The sequence below is a fragment of the Streptomyces sioyaensis genome, from assembly GCF_004122735.1.
GTDB lineage: Bacteria > Actinomycetota > Actinomycetes > Streptomycetales > Streptomycetaceae > Streptomyces > Streptomyces sioyaensis.
This window is the reverse complement of sequence record NZ_SDIF01000006.1, coordinates 40,811-63,829: the sequence shown is the minus strand read 5'-3', so window position 1 is coordinate 63,829 and position 23,019 is coordinate 40,811. Positions and strand designations below refer to the sequence as shown.

The following is a 23,019-nucleotide window of genomic DNA, read 5'->3' as shown; positions in this document are numbered from 1 at the left end:
GTTTCCCACGGTCTTCCCGCTGACTTCCCCGGCGTCGCCACGCGGCCGAAAGTCTAGTGATTACCGCAATCTACGGCGTGGCCGACCACGTACTTCCGCGGTGTTCGTTGACGTGCGAGCGGCGGCCTGCTGAGGCTGTTGTTGACCACCGCACCGCAGGCACTCGGGATTTGTGGCCCGGCAGCTGCGTGTATCTCCTGTGCCCACATTCTTCGGAGCTTCTGTGACCACCGCGCGTCTGGCTGATGCTGTCTTGGGGATAAGTCCTTTCGGGGAACCCGATCCGAGAATCGTCGCCGCCGTCTGCCGGGCCGGGGGGCTCGGCGTGCTCGATCTCGGCAAGGGGGACAGGCGGGCCAGGGAGGCGCTGGAGTCGGTCCGGCAGTGGGTGTCGAGGCCGTTCGGGGTGCGGGTGGCCGCCGGGTGTGCCGTCACCGCGGCCGACCTGGTGAGTGGCGGGGACGTACACACGGTGGTGCTCGGCGTGGACGCGCCGCTGCGGCTGGACGACGTCGTCGCCGAGCACCGGGTGCTCGTCGAGGTGACGAGCCATGCGGAGGCGCTTGCGGCCGCTCGGGGCGGTGCGCACGGACTGATCGCCCGTGGCAGTGAAAGTGGCGGGCGGGTCGGTGAGTTGAGCACCTTCGTGCTCCTCCAGCAGCTGATGGCGGACCCGGCGCTGGAGCTGCCGGTCTGGGCCTGCGGCGGGATCGGGCCGCACACCGCCGCGGCCGCCGTGGTGGGTGGCGCGGCGGGAGTCGTTCTCGATACGCAGCTTGCCCTGCTGGCGGAGTCCGGCCTCCCGGAGGACGTCGCCGCGGCCGTGCGGATCCTGGACGGTTCGGAGACGGTCGTGGTGGCCGGGCACCGGGTGCTGTGGCGCCGGGGGCCGGACGCACCGGCGGTTCCGGACGACCCGGTGGACGTGGCCGGCATGCTCGGTGCCGGCGATCTGCGGACGCAGCTGCTCCCCGTCGGCCAGGACGGCTTCCTCGCCTCCCGGTTCGCCGAGCAGTGGCGCGATGCCGGTGGGGCGGTCCGTGCGGTCAGCGCCGCCATGTGCGACGCGGTGCGGGAGGACGCGCCGCTCGACGCGCTGCGTGGCGGTTCGGCGATGAGCCGGGCGCTGGGTACCCAACTCCCCCTCGCCCAGGGGCCGATGACCCGGGTCAGTGACCAGCCGGGGTTCGCCGCGGCGGTCGCCGAGGACGGGGCGCTGCCCTTCTTGGCGCTGGCGCTCGCCGGCCCGGAGCAGACGCGCACCCTGCTGGAGCAGACGCGTGCCGCACTGGACGGGCGGCCCTGGGGAGTGGGGGTGCTCGGCTTCGCTCCGCAGCGCACCAGGGCCGCACAGCTGGAGATCATCCGGGAATTCCGGCCGTCCTGCGCGATCATCGCGGGCGGCCGGCCCTCGCAGGCGACCGCGCTCGAAGAGGCCGGCATCGACACGTTCCTCCACGTGCCCTCGCCCGGCGTGCTGCGGCAGTTCCTGGACGTCGGCGTCCGCAAGTTCGCCTTCGAGGGGTCCGAATGCGGCGGTCATGTCGGGCCGCGGAGCAGTTTCGCGCTGTGGGAAGCCCAGATCGCCGTCCTCACCGAGTTCCTCGACGCGGCCGAGGACACCGCGGGCGACACGCTGCGGGTGCTGTTCGCCGGCGGGATCCACGACGCCCGGTCCGCGGCGATGGTCACCGCGCTCGCCGCCCCGCTGACCGCCCGTGGCGTGGCCGTGGGCATGCTCATGGGCACCGCCTACCTCTTCACCGAGGAGGCGGTGAGCCATGGCGCGGTGCAGCCGCTCTTCCAGCGGCAGGTCCTTCAGGCCCGGCGGACCGAGCTGCTCGAAACCGCGCCCGGCCACACGACACGGTGTGTGACCAGCCCCTTCACCGACAACTACCTCGGCATCAAGGACGAGTTGCGGGAGCAGGGCGTCCCGGAACGGCAGGCGTGGGAACAGCTGGAACGGCTCAATGTCGGCCGGCTGCGGATCGCCAGCAAGGGCGTGGAACGGGTCGGCGAGGAGCTGACCGAGGTGGACGAGCCCCGGCAGCTCGCCGAGGGAATGTTCATGGCCGGCGAGGTCGCCGTGCTCCGCAACCAGCCCACCACGATCGCCGCACTGCACGCGTCGGTCAGCAGCGCCGCCGCCGACTTCTACACCGAGCACGCCGCGCGGGCGCGCGAGCGGCTCGGCGTGGCCCCCCGGCCGAATGCGGAACTCCCCGCCCCGGCCCCCCTGGACATCGCCGTCGTCGGCATGTCCTGCATGTTCCCGGACGCGCCGGACCTCGCCAGTTACTGGGCGAACGTGGTCGGGGGAGTCGACGCCGTCACGGAGGTGTCCCCCGAGCGGTGGGACCCGGCGATCTACTACGCGCCCCAGGCGGACGGCGGCCACACCGATTCGAAGTGGGGCGGCTTCCTGCCCGACATCCCCTTCGATCCGCTGCGCTACGGCATTCCGCCGTCCTCGCTGGGCAGCATCGAGCCGGTGCAGCTGCTGTCCCTGGAGGCGGCGCGCCTGGCGTTGGAGGACGCGGGGTACGGGGAGCGGGACTTCGACCGGTCCCGGGCCGCCGTGGTCTTCGGGGCCGAGGCGGGCAGCGACCTGTCGAACGCCGCCGCGCTGCGCTCGCTGCTGCCGGCGTACGTGGCGCAGCTGCCGTCCGAGCTGGACGCCCAGCTGCCCACGCTCACCGAGGACTCCTTCCCCGGGATGCTGGCCAACGTCATCTCCGGCCGGATCGCCAACCGGCTCGACCTGCGGGGCATGAACTACACGGTGGACGCGGCCTGCGCCTCCTCGCTGGCCGCGGTGGACGTGGCGTGCAAGGAACTGTCCGCCGGCACCAGTGACCTCGTGCTGTGCGGCGGCGCCGATCTGCACAACGGGATCAACGACTTCCTGCTCTTCTCCTCGGTCCGTGCGCTGTCCCCGACCGGCCGCTCCCGCCCCTTCGACAGCGCGGCGGACGGCATAGCGCTGGGCGAGGGCGTCGCCTGCCTGGTGCTCAAGCGGCTGACCGACGCGGAGCGCGACGGGGACCGCGTCTATGCCGTGATCAAGGGCGTCGGCAGTGCCAGTGACGGCAAGTCCCTCGGCCTGACCGCACCCCGTGCCGAGGGACAGCGTGCCGCGCTGGAACGCGCCTACCGCAACGCGGGGATCTCCCCGACGGAGGTCGGTCTGATCGAGGCGCACGGCACCGGGACCGTGGTCGGCGACCGCACCGAACTGAGCGCCCTCACCGAGCTGTTCACGGAGGCCGGAGCGGCGCCGGGAAGTTGCGCGCTGGGGTCGGTGAAGTCGCAGATCGGGCACACCAAGTGCGCCGCCGGTCTGGCGGGCCTGATCAAGACCGCCATGGCGCTGCGCACCGGCGTCAAGCCGCCCACGAGGCAGCTGGAGCGGCCCAATCCGGCCTGGGACCAGGAGAGCAGCCCGTTCGCCTTCCACACCTCCGCGCGGCCGTGGTCGGCGCGGCCGGCGGAGCGCGTCGCCGGGGTCAGCGCCTTCGGCTTCGGCGGCACCAACTTCCACGTCGTGCTGCGTGCCCACGACGAGGGACCGCCGCCGGTGCAGGGGCTCGACTCCTGGCCGGCGGAGCTGTTCGTCTTCCGCGGCGCCGACCGCGAGGACGCCGGCCGGGCGATCCAGGAGCTGCTGGACCTGGCGGAGAAGAACGAGCGGGACGGCCGCCCGTGGCGGTTGCGCGACTTCGCGCTGACCGCCTCCCGCCGCTGTGATGCCTCCCGGCATCCGGCGCAGTCGGCGGTCGTGGCCGGAGACCTGGACGAGCTGGCCGTGCTGCTCGGGCGGGCGAGGGCGGGCGAACACGACCCGGCCGCGGGGGTCTTCGCCCTCGGGGCGGACGACGGGGCCCCCGACCGTGACACGGACGCGAAGGTGGCGTTCCTCTTCCCCGGCCAGGGCAGTCAGCGGCCCGACATGCTCGCCGACCTGTTCGTCGCCTTCCCGGAGGCCCAGCGCTACCTCCAGCTCGGCCGCGAGTGGGCCGAGGACCTCTACCCGCCGCACGCCTTCGACCCCGCCGTCGCGGCCGAGCAGCGGGCCAAGGTCACCGACACCACGGTGGCCCAGCCCGTGCTGGGCATGGTCGGCCTGGCCGCGTACGACCTGTTCTGCCGCGCCGGGGTGGTCCCGGACATGGTGGCCGGGCACAGCTACGGCGAATTGGTGGCGCTGTGCGCCGCCGGGGCGCTGGACCCGGCAACCCTGCTGGAGCTGAGCGCGCGGCGGGCCGAGGCGATCGTGTCCGCGGCCGGCGCGGACCCGGGCGCGATGGCGGCGGTGTCGGCCGGCGCCGAGGACGTCTCCCGGCAGCTCGACGCGGCGGGCCTGGCGGACCGCGTCGTCGTCGCGAACCACAACGCGCCCGAGCAGGTCGTCATCTCCGGGCCCGGCGACGCGGTCGCGACCGCGGTGGAGCACCTTCGCGCGCACGGTTTCGGCGCCAAGACCCTCCCGGTGGCCTGCGCCTTCCACAGCCCGGTCGTCGCCGACGCCGCCGAGCGGTTCGCCGAGGCACTCGCCAAGGCGCCGGTACGCGCACCGCAGACGCCGGTGTGGGCCAACCGCACGGCGTCCGTCTATGCGCCACGCCCCGAGGACGTACGCACCGAACTGGCCGCACAGATCGGCGCGCCCGTGCGGTTCACCGAGCAGATCGAGCAGATGTACCGGGCCGGGGCCCGGATCTTCGTCGGGGTCGGGCCCGGCTCGACGCTCACCTCCCTCGTGTCCGCGATCCTCCGGGACCGCCCGCACACGACGGTCGGTGCCGAAACGGCGGGCGGCCGCGGTGTGCGCGGCTTCCTCGGCGCGCTCGCCCAGCTGGCCATGGCCGGCGTGCGGGTGCGCACCGGCTGGCTGTTCCACGGCCGCCATGCCACCGACCTGCGGCACGCGACTCCCCCCGAACGACCCGGCTGGACCGTCAACGGGCACCTGGTGCGTACCCGTGACGGCAGCCCGCTGCCCGGCTCTCTCATGCCGGCCCGACGTATCCAGGAGATGTTGGTGACGACGCCCGACCCCCACGAAGCTGCCGTCAGCCCGGACCGGATGGTCTCCGAGTTCCTGCGCACCAGCCGGGAGATCGTCGCGGCGCAGCGCGATGTGCTGCTCACGTACTTCGGTGCCGCGCCGGGCACGCCGGCGCTCGCACCGCCGGCTCCGGTGGCGCCCGTTCACCAGGTGCCCGTACCGGTCGAACCGGTCACGTCCCCCGCGGTCCTCGGCGACCCCGGCCCCCTCGCGCCCGCCCCGGAGGCGGCGGCCCCGCCGGCGCCGGAGGCCCCCACCACTGCCGCGCCGCTCACCGAGGACGACGTGCTGCAGACCATCCTGGGGCTGATCAGCGAACGCACCGGCTATCCGGTGGACATGATCGAACCCGATCTCGACCTGGAGGCCGACCTGAGCGTCGACTCGATCAAGCGGATCGAGATCGCCGGTGAACTGGCCGCCCGGGTCCGGGCCGGCGGCGAGGGCGGGGCGGGCGTCTCCCAGCTCGACGACGCGGAGTTGGACGCGCTGTCCGCGGCCCGTACCGCCTCCGGCATCGCCGGCCTGCTGATGGCACGGCTCCGCGGCGACGAGGAGCAGCCCCCCGAGGACGGGAGCCCGGCGGATCCGGTCGGCCGCCCGGCCGCGGCCGAGGTGGTCGCCGAGGCGCCCGCCCGGCTGCTGCTGCGGGAGGTGGCCCTTCCCGAGCCGGCCGCGGAACCCGGCGCGCTGGCCGGAAAGCGGTTCGCGCTGCTGGGCGGGGACAGCCCGGTGGGCGAGTCCCTGTCGGCCCAACTCGCCGCACAGGGAGCGGAGTTCGTCGTACACGACGGCCAGCACCTGCTGACGGACGAGGACGGCCCGCTGGACGGTGTGCTCCACCTGGAGGCGCTGGCCGGCACCGAGGACCCGCTGCTGCCGGAGTCGTTCCCGGTGGTGCAGGCCGCGCTGCGGCGCGCGCCCCGGTGGCTGATCGCCGCCGTCCCCGGCGGGGCGGCGGCCGACGACGGGCGACCGGACGGACTGCGCGGGATGTTCCGGACCATCGCCCAGGAATATCCGGACACGGTCGCCAGGCTGGTCGAGGTCGCCCCGGACGCCTCGGCGGAGGCCGTGGCGACCACGCTGGCCGGCGAGTTGCCGGCCACCGACCGCGCCCCGGTCGTCCTCCGGTCCGCCGGCGCTCGGTACGGCTTCGAGCTGACCGAGACCGCCCTCGGCCGGCTGGGCACCACGGGAGCCGGGCCGGCCGGCGACGGTGCGGCCGAGGCCACGGCGATCGGCCTGGACCGGGACGCCGTGGTGCTGTTGGTGGGCGGAGCCCGGGGCATCACGGCACGCTTCGCCGCGACGCTGGCGGCGGCCGCCGGCTGCCGGATCGAGCTGGTCGGCAGGACCGCCGCGCCGAGCGGCCCGGAAGACCCGGCCACGCGGTCGGCGCCCGACCGCGCGACGCTCCGGGCCACCCTGGCGGCGCTCGGAAACCGCACGCCGGCCGAGATCGAGCGGACCGTCGGGCAGATCCTCGCGCAGCGCGAGATCAGCGCCACGGTCGAGGAACTGCGCTCCCTCGGCAGCGCGGTGCGCTACCACTCGGCGGACACCCGGGACACCGAGGCGGTGCACCGGGTGGTGAAGGACATCTACGCCGAGCACGGCCGGCTGGACGGTGTGGTGTACGCCGCCGGGGTGATCGAGGACCGGATGCTGGCGGAGAAGGACACCGAGTCCTTCCGCCGGGTGTTCGACACCAAGGTCGACGGCGCCCGCACGCTGCTGGAGGCGGTGGAGGGCCTGCCGACCCCCCCGCGCTTCACGGTGTTCTTCGGCAGCATCTCGGCCGTTCTGGGCAGCCGCGGCCAGGTGGACTACGCCGCCGCGAACGACGCCTTGCAGAGCATGGGCAGCCGCTGGGCCGCCCGCACCGGCTGCCGGCTCCTCACGGTCCACTGGGGACCGTGGGCCCCCACCGGGCAGCACGCGGGCATGGTGACCCCCGAGCTGGCGCGGGAGTACGCCCGCCGGGGCATCCGGCTGATCGACCCCGAGGAAGGCACCCTCTGCCTGCTGCGCGAGCTCGCCTGGGGCGAGGAGTCGGCCCGTGCCGTCGTCTACACCGCGTCGGGGTGGTGAGATGACCAGGGGGGAAGACGGCGCGGGCGCACAGATCGCCATCGTCGGCATGGCGGTCCTGCTGCCGGGCGCGGCAGACCTCGACGCGTACTGGCGCAACCTGGTCGCCGGGGTGGACGCGATCACCGACGTCCCGGCCGGCCGCTGGGACGCCAGCTTCTACGATCCGCAGGCGGTGGGGCGCTCGGACCGCGTCTACTGCCGGCGGGGTGGATTCGTCGACGAGCTGGCCGAGGTCGAGGTGACCCAGTTCGGGATCATGCCCAACTCGGTCGCGGGCACCGAACCCGACCAGCTCATCGCGCTGAAGGTGGTCGCGGACGCGATCGCCGACGCGGGCGGCGAGGACCGGTTGCCCGACCGCGACCGGATCGGCGTGATCCTGGGGCGCGGGGGCTACCTGACCCCCGGACTGTCCCGCGGGTCCCAGCGGGTGCGCACGGCCAACCAGCTCGTGCGCACGCTCGGGGAGTTGCTGCCCGACCTCGGCGGTGACCACATCGAGCGGGTACGGCAGGCCTTCGTCCAGCAGCTCGGACCGGACGACCCCGAGCAGGCGATCGGCCTGGTGCCGAACCTCACCGCCTCCCGGGTCGCCAACCGGCTCGACCTGCGCGGCCCCGCGTACACCGTGGACGCCGCCTGCGCGTCCTCGCTGGTCGCGGTCGACCAGGCGGTGGCCGAACTGGCCGGTGGGCGCTGCGACCTGATGCTCGCCGGCGGCGTCCACCACTGCCACGACATCACGCTGTGGAGCGTGTTCGCCCAGCTGCGCGCGCTCTCCCCCAGCCAGCGGATCCGCCCCTTCGACCGGGCCGCGGACGGCCTGCTCATCGGTGAGGGCTCCGGCGTCGTGGTGCTCAAGCGGCTCAGCGACGCGCAACGCGACGGTGACCGGGTCTACGCCGTGATCCGCGGCACCGGAGTGGCGAGCGACGGCCGCAGCGGCAGCCTCGTCAACCCGGACTCCGGGGGGCAGGTGAAGGCGGTACGACAGGCGTGGCGCGCGGCCGGTCTCGACCCCACCCGGCCGGGTTCGATCGGGTTGCTGGAGGCCCACGGGACCGCGACCCCTTCCGGCGACGGCGCCGAACTGGCCACCGTGCAGGAGGTGTTCGGCACCGCTGACGGCGCGGACCGGGCGGTCATCGGCTCGGTGAAGTCGATGATCGGCCACACCATGCCGGCGGCGGGCGTGGCCGGCCTGGCCAAGGCGGCGCTCGCCGTCCACCACGCGGTGCTGCCGCCCACGCTGCACTGCGACGATCCGCACCCCGCGCTGGAGCGGACCCGGTTCCGGACGATCCCCGCGGCGCAGGCGTGGCAGACCGAGGGCGCGGACGGGGTCCGGCGGGCCGCGGTGAACGCCTTCGGCTTCGGCGGCATCAACGCGCACGTGGTGCTCGAAGCCCCGCCCGAGGGCGCGGCGGGCCGGCGGAACCGGCCCGCGGTGTCGGTGCGGGAGCAGGAACGCGTGCTGCGGCTCACCGCCGACAGCCCCGAGCGGCTGGCCGGCCTGCTGGACGCCGACGACTCGGCGGTGCTCGCGGCGGGTCTCGACGACCGGGATCCCGGCGAGGGGCGCAGCCGGCTCGGCATCGTCGACCCGACGGCCAAGAGCCTCGCCCTGGCGCGCAGGGTGCTGGCCAAGGGCCGCCCGTGGCGGGGCCGCGGCGATGTGTGGTTCACCGCCGATCCGCTGCTCGGCGGGGACGGCGGTTCCCAGGTGGCCTTCGTCTTTCCGGGGCTGGAGGCCGAGTTCCGGCCGCACGTCTCCGACGTCGCCCGGCACTTCGGGCTGGGCGCCCTGCTCCCCACCCTCCCCGCCGGGCAGCCGACCGAGGTGGCGGACGTCGGGCGGCACGGGGGCGAGGTGGTCGCGGTGGGCCGGGTGCTGGACGCCGCCCTGCGCCGGATGGCCATCGTGCCGGACGCGGTCGCCGGCCACAGCGTGGGCGAGTGGACCGCCATGGTCACCGGCGGGTTGTTCGCCGGCCGTGCGGTGGACGAGTTCATGGCGGACTTCGACCCGGACGAATTGCGGGTGCCGGGCCTGGCCTTCGCCGTCCTGGGCGCCCCGGCCGACCGGGTCGCGGCCGCCCTCGCGGACCGTCCCGAGATCGTGCTGTCCCACGACAACGCGCCGGACCAGGCCATGGTGTGCGGTCCGCCGGGCCCGGTGGACGAGCTCGTGCGCTGGTTCCGTGCGCGGAACGTCGTCGGCCAGGTCCTGCCGTTCCAATCCGGCTTCCACACCCCCATGCTGGCCCCCTACCTCGACCCGATCCGCCGTGCCGCGAGCCAGTTCGCGCTGTATCCGCCCACCGTTCCGGTGTGGTCGGCGACCACGGCGTCGGTGTACCCGCCCACCGAGGCCGAGGTCCGCGAGCTGTTCCTGCGGCATCTGCTGGAGCCCGTGCGCTTCCGCCCGCTGATCGAGGCGATGTACGCGGCCGGCGTCCGGGTCTTCGTTCAGGCGGGAACGGGCCAGGTCGGCACGCTGATCGGCAACACGCTGCACGGCCGGCCGCACCTGGCGGTGGCCGCCAACTCCCCGCACCGCAGCGGACTCGCACAGCTGCACCGGGTCGCCACCGCCCTGTGGGCGGAGGGCGGCGCGCCGGACTTCCGGCCGCTGCGGGCCGGCCGCGGCGCGGCGTCGAAGCGCCCGCCGGTCCGGCTGGACCTCGGAGGACCGCTGGTCTCCTTCGACGAGGAGACGCTGGGCGGCCTCCGCTCGGCACTGGCGGCCCGGCCCGCGGTGCGCACGGGGGGCGAACTGTCCGCCCTGGAGGCGGTGGCCGACCGGATTCCGGTAGCCGGCGAACTGAGCGCGCTGCTGAGGGACACCGCGGACACCGCCACGGCGGTGCTCGGCGCCGCCCGCACGGCGGCCGGGAGGCCCGCGGCGGCGACCTCCGTACCGGCGACCCCGGTATCGGCGCCCGCTGTACCGACGGCTCCCGTACCGACGGCTCCCGTACCGGCGACGGTACCCGGCTCGCCGTCCCCCGGCGGGGGAGAGTTCCGCACCGTGCTGCGGGTGTCCACGGACACCATGCCGTACCTGCTGGACCACTGCTTCTTCGCGCAGCGCCCCGGCTGGCCGGACGAGGCCGACCGCTGGCCGGTGGTCCCGGCCACCACGGTGATCCACCACATGATGGAGTGCGCCGAGCAGGCCGCGCCCGGCTCCTCCGCCGTCGCGGTGCACGGGGTGCAGCTGAACCGGTGGGTGACCGTCAGCCCGTCCGCCGACGTGCCCGTCACCGTGGCACCGCAGGGGCCCCGGCGGGTCGGCGTGACCTTCGGCCGGTTCGCCCGCGCCGAGGTCGAACTCGCGGCGGGCCACCTGGAGTCGCCGCCCCGCCCGTGGACCTGGGACCCCGCATCAGAACGGACCCCGGAGATCACCGCCGAGGAACTCTACGCGGACCGCTGGATGTTCCACGGCCCGCTGTTCCAGGGCGTCACCGAGCTCACCGCGGTCGGCCCCCGCCACGTACGCGGGAAGCTCACCACCCCGCCCGCCCCCGGCGCCCTGCTGGACAACGTCGGTCAGCTGCTCGGCTACTGGATCATCAGCACCCTGACCGAGCGGACCGTGGTGTTCCCGGTCCGCATGCGGCGGATGCGCTTCTTCGGCCCGCACCCCGCGACCGGCACCACGCTGGACTGCCTCGTCACCATCTCCTCCGTCACCGAGACCGCGGTCGAGGCGGACATCCAGCTCGTCGCCGACGGCCGGGTGTGGGCGGAGATCCACGGCTGGCAGGACCGCCGCTTCGACAACCGCGAGGAGACCAGGGTCCAGGAACGGTTCCCCGAGCGGAACACCCTCTCCCGCGTCCAGGAGGGCGGCTGGTCGCTCGTCCACGACCGGTGGCCGGACCTGGCCTCGCGCGACCTCGTCATGCGCAACCACCTGAGCAGCGCGGAGCGCGAGGACTACGAGCGGCGCCCGCCGCGCGGCCGTGCGCAGTGGCTGCTGGGCAGGATCGCGGTCAAGGACGCCGTCCGCCAGTGGCTGTGGGATCACGGCGAGGGGCCTGTCTTCCCCGCGGAGATCCGGGTCGGCAACGACGAGGCCGGCCGTCCGCGGGTCGCCGGCCTCCACGGCCGGGACCTGCCCGAGCTGGACGTCTCGCTGGCGCACTGCGCGGAGACCGGCGTGGCCATGGTGCGCCCCCGTTCCGGGCACGGCCCCGGCGGGATCGGCATCGATGTGGAGGAGATCACCGAACGCCCGGAGCCGGCCCGGGCGATGGCGCTCGGCCCGGCCGAGCGCGCGCTCCTCGGCGCGCAACGGACCGAAGCGGGTGAGCCCGAAGGCCTGTGGTTCACCAGGTTCTGGGCGGCCAAGGAAGCGGTGGCCAAGGCGCGCGGCACCGGTCTGCAAGGGCGGCCGAAGGACTTCGCGGTGGTCGCCGCGCAGCCGGAAGAACTGCTGGTGGAGGCGGCAGGCCGGCTGCACCGGGTGTGGTGCCGCCGGATCGGCAACCCGGCGGACCTGCCGGGCAGGGAGTACGTCGTCGCATGGACGACGGAATCGACGGAATCGATGGACGAACGGGAGACGACGCGGTGAACAGCGGTCAGACACAGCCACCGGTGCGCGCGGACGAGACAGTGGTGTTCGACGAGATCACCGGAATGCTGCGGGCCGTGCTCGACGATCAGGGGCTGGACGAGGTCGAGATGACCCGGGACACCCGGTTCCACGACGACCTGGACCTGGAGAGCATCGACCTGGTCACCCTCGGCGGCCAGTTGGGGGCGCGGTACGGGGAGCGGGTGAACTTCGCCGAGTTCCTGGCCGGCCTCGAACTCGAAGAGATCATCTACCTCACGATCGGCCGGCTCGTGGACTACGTGGTCGGATGCCTGCGCCAGACGGGGGAGTGCTGAACGGTGGCGGTGATCAACGCCAACGGCATCGCCCTGCACGTGGAGCAGATGCCCGCCCGGGACCCCGCGGACACCGCGCCGCCGCCCACGGTGGTGTTCGTCCACGGCATGCTCGTGGACAGCCTCGTCAGCTACTACTTCACCCTGGCCCCGGCCTTCGCCGCCGAGGGGATGGACGTGATCATGTACGACCTGCGCGGTCATGGTCACAGCGAGCGGGTGTCCAGCGGCTACCTGCTGGAGGACTTCGTCGGGGACCTCGACGCGCTGCTCGACCGGCTGGAGGTGGCCGGACCGGTCCACCTGGTCGGCAACTCCTACGGCGGCACCATCGCGTTCAGCTACGCGGCCCGCCGCCCCGAGCGGGTGGCCAGCGTCGCGATGATCGAATCGGAGCCGGCCACCGAGTCCTGGTCGCGCAAGATGGCCGTCAACCTCCGGCGCGCGGCCGACGAGTTCGCCCGTACCGACCTCCACGAGCAGCTGACCCGGGAGCACGGGGCGCATGTGACCCGCCGGGTGAAGTCGGCGTCGCGGCTGCTGAATTCCAGCACCATGGCCCGGGACATCCCGGCCAGCCGGCTGCTGGACGAGGACGAGATCCGCGCGCTGCGCTGCCCGGTGCTGGCCGTCTACGGCAGCGAGTCGGAACTCGCGGCCCAGGAACCGTGGCTGAAGTCGCTGCTCCCCGACTGCCGGACCGTCGTGGTGCCGGACCAGGAGCACTGGGTCCTGATGGGAGCCACGGACCTGGTGCGCGACCTGATCACCGAGTGGGTCCGCGCGCACGACGCGGCCGGGGCGGCGGAGGTCGGCGGCCGGTGAGCAGATTCCTGTTCGTGGTGCCGCCGCTGGTCGGCCACATCAACCCCACGCTCGGCGTCGGGGCGGAGCTGGTCCGGCGGGGGCACGAGGTGGCCTGGGCCGGACTGCCGGACGTGCTGCGACCGTTGGCCGGCGAGCGGGCCACGGTGTTCCCGTGCGCCGCGCCGCCGCTCGACGACCCTGCCCTGCTGCGGCCGCTCTCGCTGCGGGGACCGGCGGCGCTGAAGTTCCTCTGGGAGGAGTTCCTCGTCCCTCTGGCGGAGGAGATGGCCCCGGGGGTGCGGACCGCGGCGGAGGACTTCCGTCCGGACGTCCTGATCGCCGACCAGCAGGCCGTCGCCGGCGGGCTGCTGGCCGAGCGGCTGCGCATCCCCTGGGCCACGTCGGCGACCACCTCGGCGGGGTTCACCGCCCTGGCCGACATGCCCAAGGTGGAGGAGTGGATCACCGACGTGCTGCACGCCCTGCGGCAGCGGATCGGCGATCCGGCGAGCGAGGTGGACCCGCGGCTGTCCGACCGGCTCGTGCTGACCTTCAGCACCGAGGAACTGGTCGGGCCGGCGGATTCCTTCGGCGACCAGGTGCGGTTCGTCGGCCCGTCCCTCGCCTCCCGGCCGGCCGCCGACGACTTTCCGTGGGACCGGCTGGACCCCGGGCGCGCCACGGTCCTGATCACCCTCGGCACGGCCAACGCCGAGGTCGGGGCGCGCTTCCTCGACGCGTGCGCGCAGGCGGTGCGGTCCCGGTCGGACCGGCTGCAGGCAGTGGTCGTCGACCCGTCGGGAACCCTGGACGGCAGCGGCGACGGGCTGCTGGTGCGCCCGAGCGTGCCCCAACTGGCGCTGCTGGAGCGGTGCGACGCCGTGGTCTGCCACGGCGGGCACAACACCGTCTGCGAGGCGCTGTGGCACGGGCTGCCCCTCGTGGTCGCCCCCATCCGGGACGACCAGCCCACCATCGCCGCCCAGGTGGTCGACGCCGGCGCCGGCGTGCGCGTCCGCTTCGGCCGGGCGACCGCCGACCAGCTCGGCACGGCACTGGACTCCGTGCTCGACGAACCGGGCTACCGCGCCGCCGCGGAACGGGTGGGCCGGTCCTTCCGCGCCGCCGGGGGCGCGGAAGCCGCCGCGGCACACCTCGAACACCTCGCCGCGCCCCCAGCTACAGGAAGCCGTTGATGATGAGCAGGGCCGATCAGGTCGCCGCGCTGCGCTCCCGCTACCAGGACGACCTGGCGCACGGGCCGGCGCGGTTCTTCCAGCCGCGACGCACCGACTGCCCGTGGTGCGGCGCGGCCCGGCTGAAGGTACGGCTCAGGACCCGTGACCTGTTGCAGGGCAAGCCCGGCAGGTTCGTCCTGGAACAGTGCCAGGACTGCCGCCACGTCTTCCAGAACCCCCAACTCAACGCCGAGGGGCTGGAGTTCTACTACCGCGACTTCTACGACGGGCTCGGTGAGGAGAACCTCGCCGCGCTCTTCAAGGGGCACGACGCCCGCTACCCGCTCAGGGCGCGGGCCGTGCTGCCGCACGCCGAGCCGGCGAACTGGCTCGACGTGGGGACGGGGCAGGGGCACTTCTGCGACGCGGCGCGTGCCGTCCTGCCCCGTACCGTCTTCGACGGGCTGGACATCAGCGCGGGCGTCGAGTCGGCCCAGCAACGAGGCTGGGTGCAGCGGGGCTACCGGGGCGCCTTCGTCGAGCTGGCCGGGGAACTGGCCGCGCACTACGACGTGGTCAGCATGTTCCACTACCTGGAACACAGCACCGATCCCGAGGCCGAGCTGATCGCCGCGCACCGGGCGCTGCGCCCCGGCGGGCATCTGCTGATCGAGGTACCGGACCCGCAGTGCCGGTTCGGCCGGCTGCTCGGCCGCTGGTGGCTGCCGTGGCTCCAGCCGCAGCACCTGCACTTCATCCCGGTGGGGAATCTGCGCGAGAGACTGACCGAGCTGGGGTTCACGGTGGTCGCGGAGGAACACGCCGCACCGCACGACCCCGTCGACCTGCTCGCCGCGGCCTGGCTGGCCCTGAGCGGCCTGGCTCCCCGCAAGGACGAACCGTGGTACGCCGAGGCCCCCGGCGCCGTGAGCCGCGTCCTGCGGGCCACCGTGCTCGCCGCGGGCGTTCCCCTCCTCGTGCTGGGCTGGCTGCTCGACCGCCTGATCACGCCCGCGACCCGGCGGCGGCCCGGCTTCTCCAACGCCTACCGGATCCTGGCCCGCCGCGACGACGGGCCGTGCTGACCGACCGCGCTGACGCCCCCCACCGTCACACTCGGTCACCGACCGCGGAACGCCGATCCCCACAGCCGCTTCTCCGGCACCGGGCCAGGTGGTGCGGCGGTGCCGCGCGCACCCCGTATCTGTTGCGCATGCGGCGCATGTGTGAAGCGATGGGCATACCGAGGTAGCAGGTGAGGCGCATCGTGTCGTGGCTTGAGTTTCCTTCCGCGTCGCGAGCACGGCCCGGCAGCAGGAGCGGAGCTGTGCAGGGCTTGCGGCCCGCGCCGGTGAAGGTGCCGTGGACGCTCGTGGCGCTGGCCCTGGTGACCGGCGTCCTGCTGGACCTTTTCGGGCCCGAGCCGTACCTGGGACTCCCGCTCCTGGCGGCCGGGCCGCTGATCGCGGGCGCCATGCTGCCCTACCGTTCCGCGGTCGCTGTCGTGGCCGTGACGTGCGGGCTCTCGGTGGGGCTGGACATCGAGCGCGGGCGGCCGGCGACGCCGCTGCTCGTCGATCTGGCGGTGGTCGGCCTGATCGGTGGGCTGGCGCTGGCGATCAACGGGCTGATCGCGCGCCAGGGGCGTGATCTGGCGCTGACCCGGGACCTCGCGGAGGCGGTCCAGCTGGCGGTGCTCCCGGACCCGCCGGAGCGGGCCGGTCCGCTGGCCGTGGCCGCCGGATATGTCGCGGCGCAGGCGGAGGCGCGGATCGGCGGTGACCTGTACGCGGTACAGGAGACGCCCTTCGGGGTGCGAATGATCATCGGCGATGTCCGCGGCAAGGGCATCCAGGCCGTCGCCGCCGTCTCGGTCGCCATCGGCGCGTTCCGGCAGGAGGCCGAGTACGCTCCCACGCTCGACACGCTGGTGCGGCGGCTGGACGAGGCGATGGCCAGGGCAGGGGCCCGGAGCGGCCCGATCACGTCGAACGAGGGCTTCACGACCGCCGTACTGGCCGAGGTGTCCGCCGACGGCCAGGCGCTGAGCCTGGTCAACCGCGGGCACCCGCCCCCGTACTTGGTCCACGGCGGGCAGCTGGTACGACTCGATCCGGCCGTCCCGCAGCTGCCCCTGGGCATGGGGCTGGCCGACCTCGCTCCCGTGGGGCACCCGCCGGCCGACGTGGTGCGCCTGCCCCCGGGCGCCTCGCTGCTGCTGGTCACCGACGGTGTCACCGAGGCGCGGGACGCACAGGGAACGTTCTACGACCCACTGCGTTCCCGGCGCATGGGCCGGCGGTTCACCCACCCCGACGCCCTGGTGGACGCCCTGACCAAGGACGTCGGCCGCTGGACCGGCGGCGAAGGCCAGGACGACATGGCCATCCTGGCCGTCACCCGCGACCGCGCTCCCTAGGGGGTGTCGGGGCGTCTCAGTCGAGGACGTGCCGCAGATAGGACCGCGGGTCGCCGAGATAGCGTCGCCAGTGGTCGACCAGGGCGAGTTCATGCCAGGCCACGTTGCGCATGCCGTGTTCGCCGATCTCGACGATGTCCGCACCGGGCAGCGCGGTCAGCAGCGGAGAGTGGGTGGCGCAGACGACCTGACCACCGTTCTTCACCAACTGGTCGATATGGCCGAGCAGTTCGAGGCAGGAGGTGAACGACAGCGCGGCTTCCGGCTCGTCCATCACATACAGCCCGGGCCGGAGGAACTTGGACCGGAACGCCTCCAGGAAGCCCTCGCCATGGCTGACGGAATCCGGCGCGAACCCCTCCCGCTCCAGCGCGTTCAGCGCCGTTTCGGCGCGCAGGAAGAACCCCTTGCGGGCCGACCAGCTGCTCAGCATGTGCCGTCCACGCGGCGCCGCGTCGAAGCGGATCCGCTCGCCCAACGCCGATTTGGCGCGGTGGCTGGCGTAGCGCCAGTCGTGGGAACCGCCCCAGGGGTCCAGGCCGAAGCCCTCGGCGAGCGCCTCGACCAGCGTCGATTTGCCCGAGCCGTTCTCGCCGACGAGGAAGGTCACCGGTGCGGTGAAGCGCAGCCCGTTGGCCAGGAGGGCGCGAACACAGGGCACGGACCAGGGCCACTCCCGGTCGTCACCGGAGGCCACGTGTGCGTACGCACGTTCGATAATCACCCGTCGAGTCTCGCACGGGGGCCCGGGAACGAGGAGGACCGGCGCGCCCGCCGTGCAGGGGCCTCTGCCTTTCGGTAGAGGCGGCTCCGCCTCAAGGGGCAGCGGAGTCCCGTGCACGGCCCCCGATAATCGTCGTTATGTCGTCCAGCGCCTCGCCCGTGTCCGAGCACCACACTCCCCGGAGCCTCTTTGCGGAGCCCGGGGAGCAGGGGCGGCAGCTGTGGCGGGCGGCCGGTGAGGCGGTGCTGGCCGCGGTGCTCGTGCTGCTCACCTACTCGGTCGATTCGGGGATCCACACCCGGCTGGGGGTGGGCTGGCCGGCGGTGCCTCTGGGGGCCGTCGGCGTCGCGCTGGTGCTGGTGCGGCGCCGGTACCCGGTGGCCGCTGTGGTCGGGCTGGCCGCGCTGATGGGGGTGGTGCCCTGCGTGGCGCTGCTGACCGCGGTGGCCGCCCACACCGCGACCCGGCAGCTGAGGACGCCGCGGCGGCGATTCGGGGTGCTGCTCGGGGCGGCCGCCGCGGCGATGCTGACCTGCGCGGCGTTCGCTCCTGTGCTGGAGCTGGGCAGCCAGCTCTTCGGCCTGGCGCTGGCCGCGGTGCTCGCCGTCGCCACGGTCGTGGTGCCCGGGCTGGTCGGTACCGCCGCCGGGCAGAGCGACCGGCTGCTGCGGGCGCTGCGGGAGCGCGCCGCCGCCGCCGAGGAGGCGCGGCGCCTGGCGGACAGCGAGTCCCGGATGCGCGAGCGGTCGCGGATCGCCGCGGAGATGCACGATCTGCTCGGGCACCGGCTGAGCCTGGTCTCGCTGCACGCGGGCGGGCTGGAGATGGCGCTGCTCAAGGAGGCGCCCGAGCTGCGGGACGAGGCCGCCGTGGTGCGCCGTACCACCCGGGACGCGATGCAGGAGCTGCGGGAGGTGCTGGGCGTCCTCGGGCCGTTGGGGGGTGGCACCGGCATCGGCGCGCTGACCGATGCCACGGGCACCCGGGCGGACGTCGAGGCGCTGGTCGAGGAGTCGCGCGGCGGCGGCATCCCCGCCGAACTGGTCTGGGAGGGCCCGGACCTCGACACCCGGCCGGCCCGGGTGCGGCGGGCGGTGCACCGCGTGGTGCGCGAGTCGCTCACCAACGTGCACCGGTACGCGGCCGGGGCCCATGTGACCGTGACCGTCCGGCACACCGGCGAGCGGGTGGAGGTACGGGTGCGCAACGGCGCGCCGCCCACGCGGCCGCCCCTGACGACCGGGCTCGGCTCCGGGCGCGGGCTGACCGGGATGCGGGAGCGGGTGGCGCTGCTCGGCGGCGACCTGGAGGCCGGCCCGACGCCCGGCGGCGGCTTCGCCGTTGCGGCCGGCCTCCCCGCCGACCCCGGGCCCGGGGCGGAGACGGTGGAGGCGGCGCCGGACGACAGCGGACCGGTCGCCGTCGACGAGCCCGGCAGCGGGCTCTCCGTCCTCCAGCGGCGCATCGCCGGCGCCGTTACCGGGCTGCTCGGCCTGGTGGGGGTGAGCGCGATGATGCTGTTCGGGGTCCTGCTGGTGAACCATTCCCGATACGACCTCGCGTATCGGAGCCCGCAACCGCCCCGGGTGGGGATGACGAGGGAGCAGGTGCAACGCGCCGTGGCGCTGGACGACCCCGCGTCACGCGCGGCCGCCGCCGGGCGCGAACCGCCGCGGCCGGGCTCCGCCACGGACTGCCTGTATCCGTACGCGGGCGGGAAGCCCGAGCACGGGCGGCTGGAGATCGTCCGCTACTGCTTCCGGTCCGACACTCTGATCGCGATCGACCGCTTTACCGTTCCGCTGGTGACCGAACCGCACGGTGGGAGAAGGACGCATGACTGACCAGGCCGACTCCGCGCACCCGGAGGCGGGTTCCGCGATCCGGGTGCTGCTCGCCGACGACGAGGAGATGATCCGGCACGGCGTCCGGCTGGTCCTCCGGCACGCCGAGGGCATCGAGGTGGTGGCCGAGGCGGCCAACGGCGCCGAGGCCGTCCGGCTCGGTGCCGAGCACCGGCCCGATGTGGTGCTCCTCGACGTCCGCATGCCCGTACTCGACGGGCTCGCGGCCGTCGCACCGCTCGCCGCCCTCGACCCCGCGCCGACGGTGGTCATGCTCACCACCTTCGGCGACGAGGAGAACGTCATCCGGGCCCTGCGGGCGGGCGCCACCGGCTTCCTGCTCAAGGACGAGGGGCCGCAGGAGCTGATCAGCGCGGTACGCAGGGCGGCCGCGGGGGACGCGGTGCTCTCGCCCGGCGTCACCGGGACCGTCATCCGGCAGATGCTGAGCTGCGGCGGAAGCGGGGCGGCCGCCGCGGACAACAGGGTGGCGGACCTGACCGGCCGGGAGCGGGAGGTGCTGCGCATGCTGGGGGAGGGGCTCTCGAACCTGGAGATCGGCAGGCGGCTCGGCATCGGTGTGGGCACGGTCAAGAGCCACGTCGGCTCGATCCTGGGGAAGACGGGGTGCGACAGCCGGGTGCAGGCGGCGCTGCTGGCGCACCAGGCCGGGCTGATGGGCTGAGCCCGGCCTGGTGCGGCTCGGCTGTTGACCCGTCGGGGGGCTGAAAGCCTTTGTCTCAGGCCCCCGTTGGCCCTCGGGCCGCGACGGACCTGCCCTACCCGGCTGCCGGTGGCGTGGCAGCCGGAGCCGGCGAAACAGGCGGAACGGGCGGCCTGCTGGGGTTGTAGCCCTCAACGCCGGGATAAACGTCCTGGTATATCGCGCGGGAAATCGTCTCTATCGTCTCGATCCCGTAATCCATCCCCTCTTCCTTCGGGTGCCCTTCGGGAACTCTGTTGTTCTCGGTGAGGACGACCATGCCGGAGTCGTAGCCGTTATCCGTGAGGACGGCCATGCTGTTCACCTTCCAGTCGCCCCGGTCGAAGAGATCGACGTCGGGGTGGTAACTCCGTTGCATCCAGCCGTTCTTCACATGGATCACGGCATCGACCGGAGCGCCGGCCGTGGCGCCCCAACGCTGAGTGCTCTGCACGTCCTTCATGAGGTCGAGTGCGTAAGCGCGCGCCTTGCTCCCGAGAACCGCATCGTCGTTACCCGAGAAGAGGTGCAACAGCTTGGTCTGGTCGTTCGCGGTGACCTGGGAGGTGCCCCAGAACCCTTCCTTGTCGAGGACGGTGTCGTGCATCCCGGCCTTGTCCAGGAATTCCTGGATCTTGACCGGGTCCGGCTTCTTGGGATCCGTCAGATCGGACAACTGCTTCCACAGGGCGATTGCGGCGTCGTTGTCCGAAGCTGTGATCATCTTGCGCGCGAGCGCGTCTTCTTCCGCGGTGAGGTTGCCGTCCCGCTGGTAGAGCAGGGCGCCGAGAATGATGGTCTTCACCACGCTGGCCGCGTCGTACTGCTTGTCGGCGTCGGAGGTGCACCTGGTTCCGGTGGGCTCGTCGTAGAAGGAGACCGAGGCCATGCTCTTCCGGCTTTCCAGCGCCTTGGCGATGTCGTTCGTCAGTTTCGTGGCCAGCTCTTGATTCCTGGAGGTGCATTGCACCGCCGTGGCGGTGGCCGTGGCGCTCTGCGATGCCGCGACGGAAGGTGAAGCCGCCGCAATGGGCCCGGCAACCGCCCCGGCTCCCAGTGCTGCCGCGGTGAAGGTGGAAAGCCATTTCATACCTGATCGTTGTCCTTTCGGGGGGTGTGAACAATCGGTTCGAGGGGTGGGGGATCGTCGTCGGTCCTGGTCGTCGGGCAGGACCGACGGGGGTGTTGAGGCATGGCCGAGGTCAACTCGGGGAGAGGGAGCGGCAGATGGTGTGGCGCGGGCGGGCAGGGGCGGCAGGGTCGTCGCGGGAAGATCGACGGCCCCGACCATCGTGGCCGCGGTACGCCCTCCCCTCATCGCTCTCAGGTCGGGGAAGCACCGCCCGACCCAGGGCGGACGTGCCGCGGCCGGGTCCCCCTCTGGGACCACGGCCGCTCTGTCCGAAGAGCGAGCCGACGGCCCGGGGCCCCGGTTCTCCAGGGCGGCTCCCTCACGGAAGTCCCGCCTCGGCGATGGCCCGACGGGCCTCGGCCGGTCCGGTCCAGTGCCGGGCGGGTATCCCCGCCGCGCGGGCACTGTCGATGTTGATGTGCCGGTCGTCGAAGAACAGACAGTCGGCAGGTGCGCAGCGCAGACGCTGGAGCAGGACGTTCCACACGTCGCTCTCCGGTTTCGCGACCCCGACCTCCCCGGAGAACACCAGGTGGTGAAAGAGCGCGGACCACGGCTGGCGGCGGAAGAACTGGCCGTGCGAGCGGGGCGCGTTGGACAGCAGGGCCAGGGCGGCCCCCTCCTGGTTCAGCTCGCCGAGCAGCGTCACCACCTCCGGTGCGGTCTGCCGCCACCCGTCGAGGTCGACCCTGGTGAGCTGTGCGGCCTGCCGTACGGTGACGCGCTTGCCGGCGGCGTGGCCGACGGCCCGCCAGTAGCGAAGGTCCGTCCAGCCCCGGTCGTAGACGTCCCGGAACCTCCAGTAGCCGTCCGCGAAGGATTCCGGCTCCACGTCCAGGAGGGCGGCGAGCTCCGGCACGACCTCGCTCTGTTTGCTGATGACATTGCCGTAGTCGAAGATCAGCCAGCGCAACGGGATTCCTCCCCCGCCCGGTCACCGGGGAGCAGGAGCACCTTCATGGCCGCGTACGAGGACGGTGCCGACCGGGTGTCCGCCAACGGGACGTGGAGGGCGGCGAACGCCTCGGCGTAGCGGTGCAGCGGCAGCGTATGCGTGACCAGGCTGTCCAGGGGCAGGTCCCGCGCCAGGTCCACCGCCGTCTGGAACAGGTGCGGGGGATAGGGGCCGGCGCCCACGAGACGCACTCCCCGGGTGACGAGCGAGCGCACGGGAATCGTGGCGGTGGCGGTCTCCCGTTCGCCCATCGCCACCACCGTTCCGCCGGTCGCGACCACCTCCAGGGCCTCGGCCGACAGCACCCCCGTGGTGTCGACGACCACGTCCGGCCCGGCGTCCGAACCGGCGACCGCCGGCCACAGGTCCCCGTCCCGCGCCGGCACCACCCGTGCCGCGGCAGGCAGGACGCGCCGCGCCAGTTCCACTCGGACGGCGTCGCGTTCCACCACGGTGACGCGATGGCCGCGGAAGGCGAGCACCAGGGCGCACAGCGTTCCGATGGGGCCGGCCCCGAGGACCAGGCAGCGGTCCGTCCAGCGCGGGGACGCGGCAGTGAGGTTGTTCAGTACGCACGCCAGCGGCTCGACGAGCGCGGCGCGGCGGTAGGAGACCCCCGGCGGCAGGGGGTGCAGGAAGGGCGCCGGGACCACGACGTACTCCGCCAGGGTGCCGTCGTGGTCGACCCCGATCTCGCGCCCGTCCTTCGCCGTGCAGTGGGCGGCCATCCCGCGACGGCAGTACCGGCAACGTCCGCAGTGGTAGGTCGGATTGATCACCACCCGCCCGCCCGGAGCCGGCGAGCCGACGGCCGGACCCGTGGCCACCACCTCGCCGGCCGCCTCGTGTCCGAGCACGACGCCGGAGCGGGCGGGGAAGTCGCCCAGGACGATGCTCCGGTCCGTTCCACAGATACCGCCGGCGGCGACCCGGACCACGACGTCGTCCGGTCGGCACGGCGCGGGCAGCGGACGGCTGCACAGCCGCAGTCGCCCGCCCTTTTCGAAGACCAGGGCCTGCATCGTCGTCGTCGCTTTCAACGTTCATGCTCCTTGGGCTGGATGTATGGTCTGGGCTCTCGCCGGTTGCTGACATGCGGAGGCGTGGTGCGGACCGGTGTCGGTGAATTCCCGCAAACCGTGAGCCCGTCCGGCGGGTTCCGAGAATGAGGACCCGGGTGATGA

Annotated in this window: 13 protein-coding genes; 9 read left to right on the top strand and 4 right to left on the bottom strand. The window is 73.4% G+C overall.

Features of this window, described 5'->3' with window-relative positions; translation table 11 throughout:
• Positions 1 to 325: 325 nt before the first annotated feature.
• The 7 genes from EST54_RS03660 (at position 326) to EST54_RS03630 (ending at position 16,477) form a co-directional block, all read left to right on the top strand.
• Positions 326 to 7,165: a type I polyketide synthase gene (locus tag EST54_RS03660; protein WP_129244936.1), complete on the top strand. Its 6,840-nt coding sequence runs from the start codon at positions 326 to 328 to the stop codon at positions 7,163 to 7,165.
• A gap of 1 nt (position 7,166) precedes the next feature.
• Positions 7,167 to 11,753 carry a type I polyketide synthase gene (locus EST54_RS03655; RefSeq protein WP_129244934.1) on the top strand — a complete coding sequence of 1,529 codons (4,587 nt, stop codon included), beginning with the start codon at positions 7,167 to 7,169 and terminating at the stop codon, positions 11,751 to 11,753.
• Positions 11,754 to 11,818: 65 nt separating this feature from the next.
• Positions 11,819 to 12,073 carry an acyl carrier protein gene (locus EST54_RS03650; RefSeq protein WP_239012217.1) on the top strand — a complete coding sequence of 85 codons (255 nt, stop codon included), beginning with the start codon at positions 11,819 to 11,821 and terminating at the stop codon, positions 12,071 to 12,073.
• Positions 12,074 to 12,076: 3 nt separating this feature from the next.
• Positions 12,077 to 12,898, top strand: coding sequence for an alpha/beta fold hydrolase (locus EST54_RS03645; protein ID WP_129244932.1), 822 nt, complete (start codon positions 12,077 to 12,079; stop codon positions 12,896 to 12,898).
• The gene (locus EST54_RS03640) at positions 12,895 to 14,076 is read left to right on the top strand and encodes a glycosyltransferase (RefSeq protein WP_129244930.1); all 1,182 of its coding nucleotides are present in this window, start codon (positions 12,895 to 12,897) and stop codon (positions 14,074 to 14,076) included. Before EST54_RS03645 ends, EST54_RS03640 begins: the two co-directional genes overlap by 4 nt.
• Positions 14,076 to 15,143, top strand: a complete 1,068-nt coding sequence (locus EST54_RS03635; RefSeq protein WP_129244928.1) for a class I SAM-dependent methyltransferase — start codon at positions 14,076 to 14,078, stop codon at positions 15,141 to 15,143. Before EST54_RS03640 ends, EST54_RS03635 begins: the two co-directional genes overlap by 1 nt.
• Before the next feature lie 242 nt (positions 15,144 to 15,385).
• A complete protein-coding gene (locus EST54_RS03630; RefSeq protein ID WP_129244926.1) occupies positions 15,386 to 16,477 on the top strand; it encodes a PP2C family protein-serine/threonine phosphatase in 1,092 nt (363 codons plus the stop codon).
• A 16-nt stretch (positions 16,478 to 16,493) separates the two neighbouring features.
• On the opposite strand, the gene EST54_RS03625 is transcribed toward EST54_RS03630, so the two are convergent.
• The gene (locus tag EST54_RS03625; RefSeq protein WP_129244924.1) at positions 16,494 to 17,201 is read right to left on the bottom strand and encodes an AAA family ATPase; all 708 of its coding nucleotides are present in this window, start codon (positions 17,199 to 17,201) and stop codon (positions 16,494 to 16,496) included.
• A gap of 137 nt (positions 17,202 to 17,338) precedes the next feature.
• On the opposite strand from EST54_RS03625, the gene EST54_RS03620 reads away from it, so the two are divergent.
• Together EST54_RS03620 and EST54_RS03615 are read left to right on the top strand one after the other, a co-directional pair.
• Positions 17,339 to 19,045, top strand: coding sequence for a sensor histidine kinase (locus EST54_RS03620; protein ID WP_129244922.1), 1,707 nt, complete (start codon positions 17,339 to 17,341; stop codon positions 19,043 to 19,045).
• Entirely contained in the window at positions 19,038 to 19,730 is a 693-nt protein-coding gene (locus EST54_RS03615) for a response regulator (protein ID WP_129244920.1), read from the top strand. Before EST54_RS03620 ends, EST54_RS03615 begins: the two co-directional genes overlap by 8 nt.
• A gap of 94 nt (positions 19,731 to 19,824) precedes the next feature.
• On the opposite strand, the gene EST54_RS03610 is transcribed toward EST54_RS03615, so the two are convergent.
• The 3 genes from EST54_RS03610 to EST54_RS03600 all read right to left on the bottom strand — a co-directional run bounded on the left by EST54_RS03610 (position 19,825) and on the right by EST54_RS03600 (position 22,875).
• Positions 19,825 to 20,838 (bottom strand): serine hydrolase, encoded by a 1,014-nt coding sequence (locus EST54_RS03610; RefSeq protein ID WP_244942432.1) that lies wholly within the window; start codon positions 20,836 to 20,838, stop codon positions 19,825 to 19,827.
• A 361-nt stretch (positions 20,839 to 21,199) separates the two neighbouring features.
• Positions 21,200 to 21,793 carry an HAD family hydrolase gene (locus EST54_RS03605; RefSeq protein WP_129244918.1) on the bottom strand — a complete coding sequence of 198 codons (594 nt, stop codon included), beginning with the start codon at positions 21,791 to 21,793 and terminating at the stop codon, positions 21,200 to 21,202.
• Entirely contained in the window at positions 21,781 to 22,875 is a 1,095-nt protein-coding gene (locus tag EST54_RS03600; protein WP_129244916.1) for a zinc-dependent alcohol dehydrogenase, read from the bottom strand. The genes EST54_RS03605 and EST54_RS03600 overlap by 13 nt, the downstream gene beginning before the upstream one ends.
• Positions 22,876 to 23,019 lie beyond the last annotated feature (144 nt).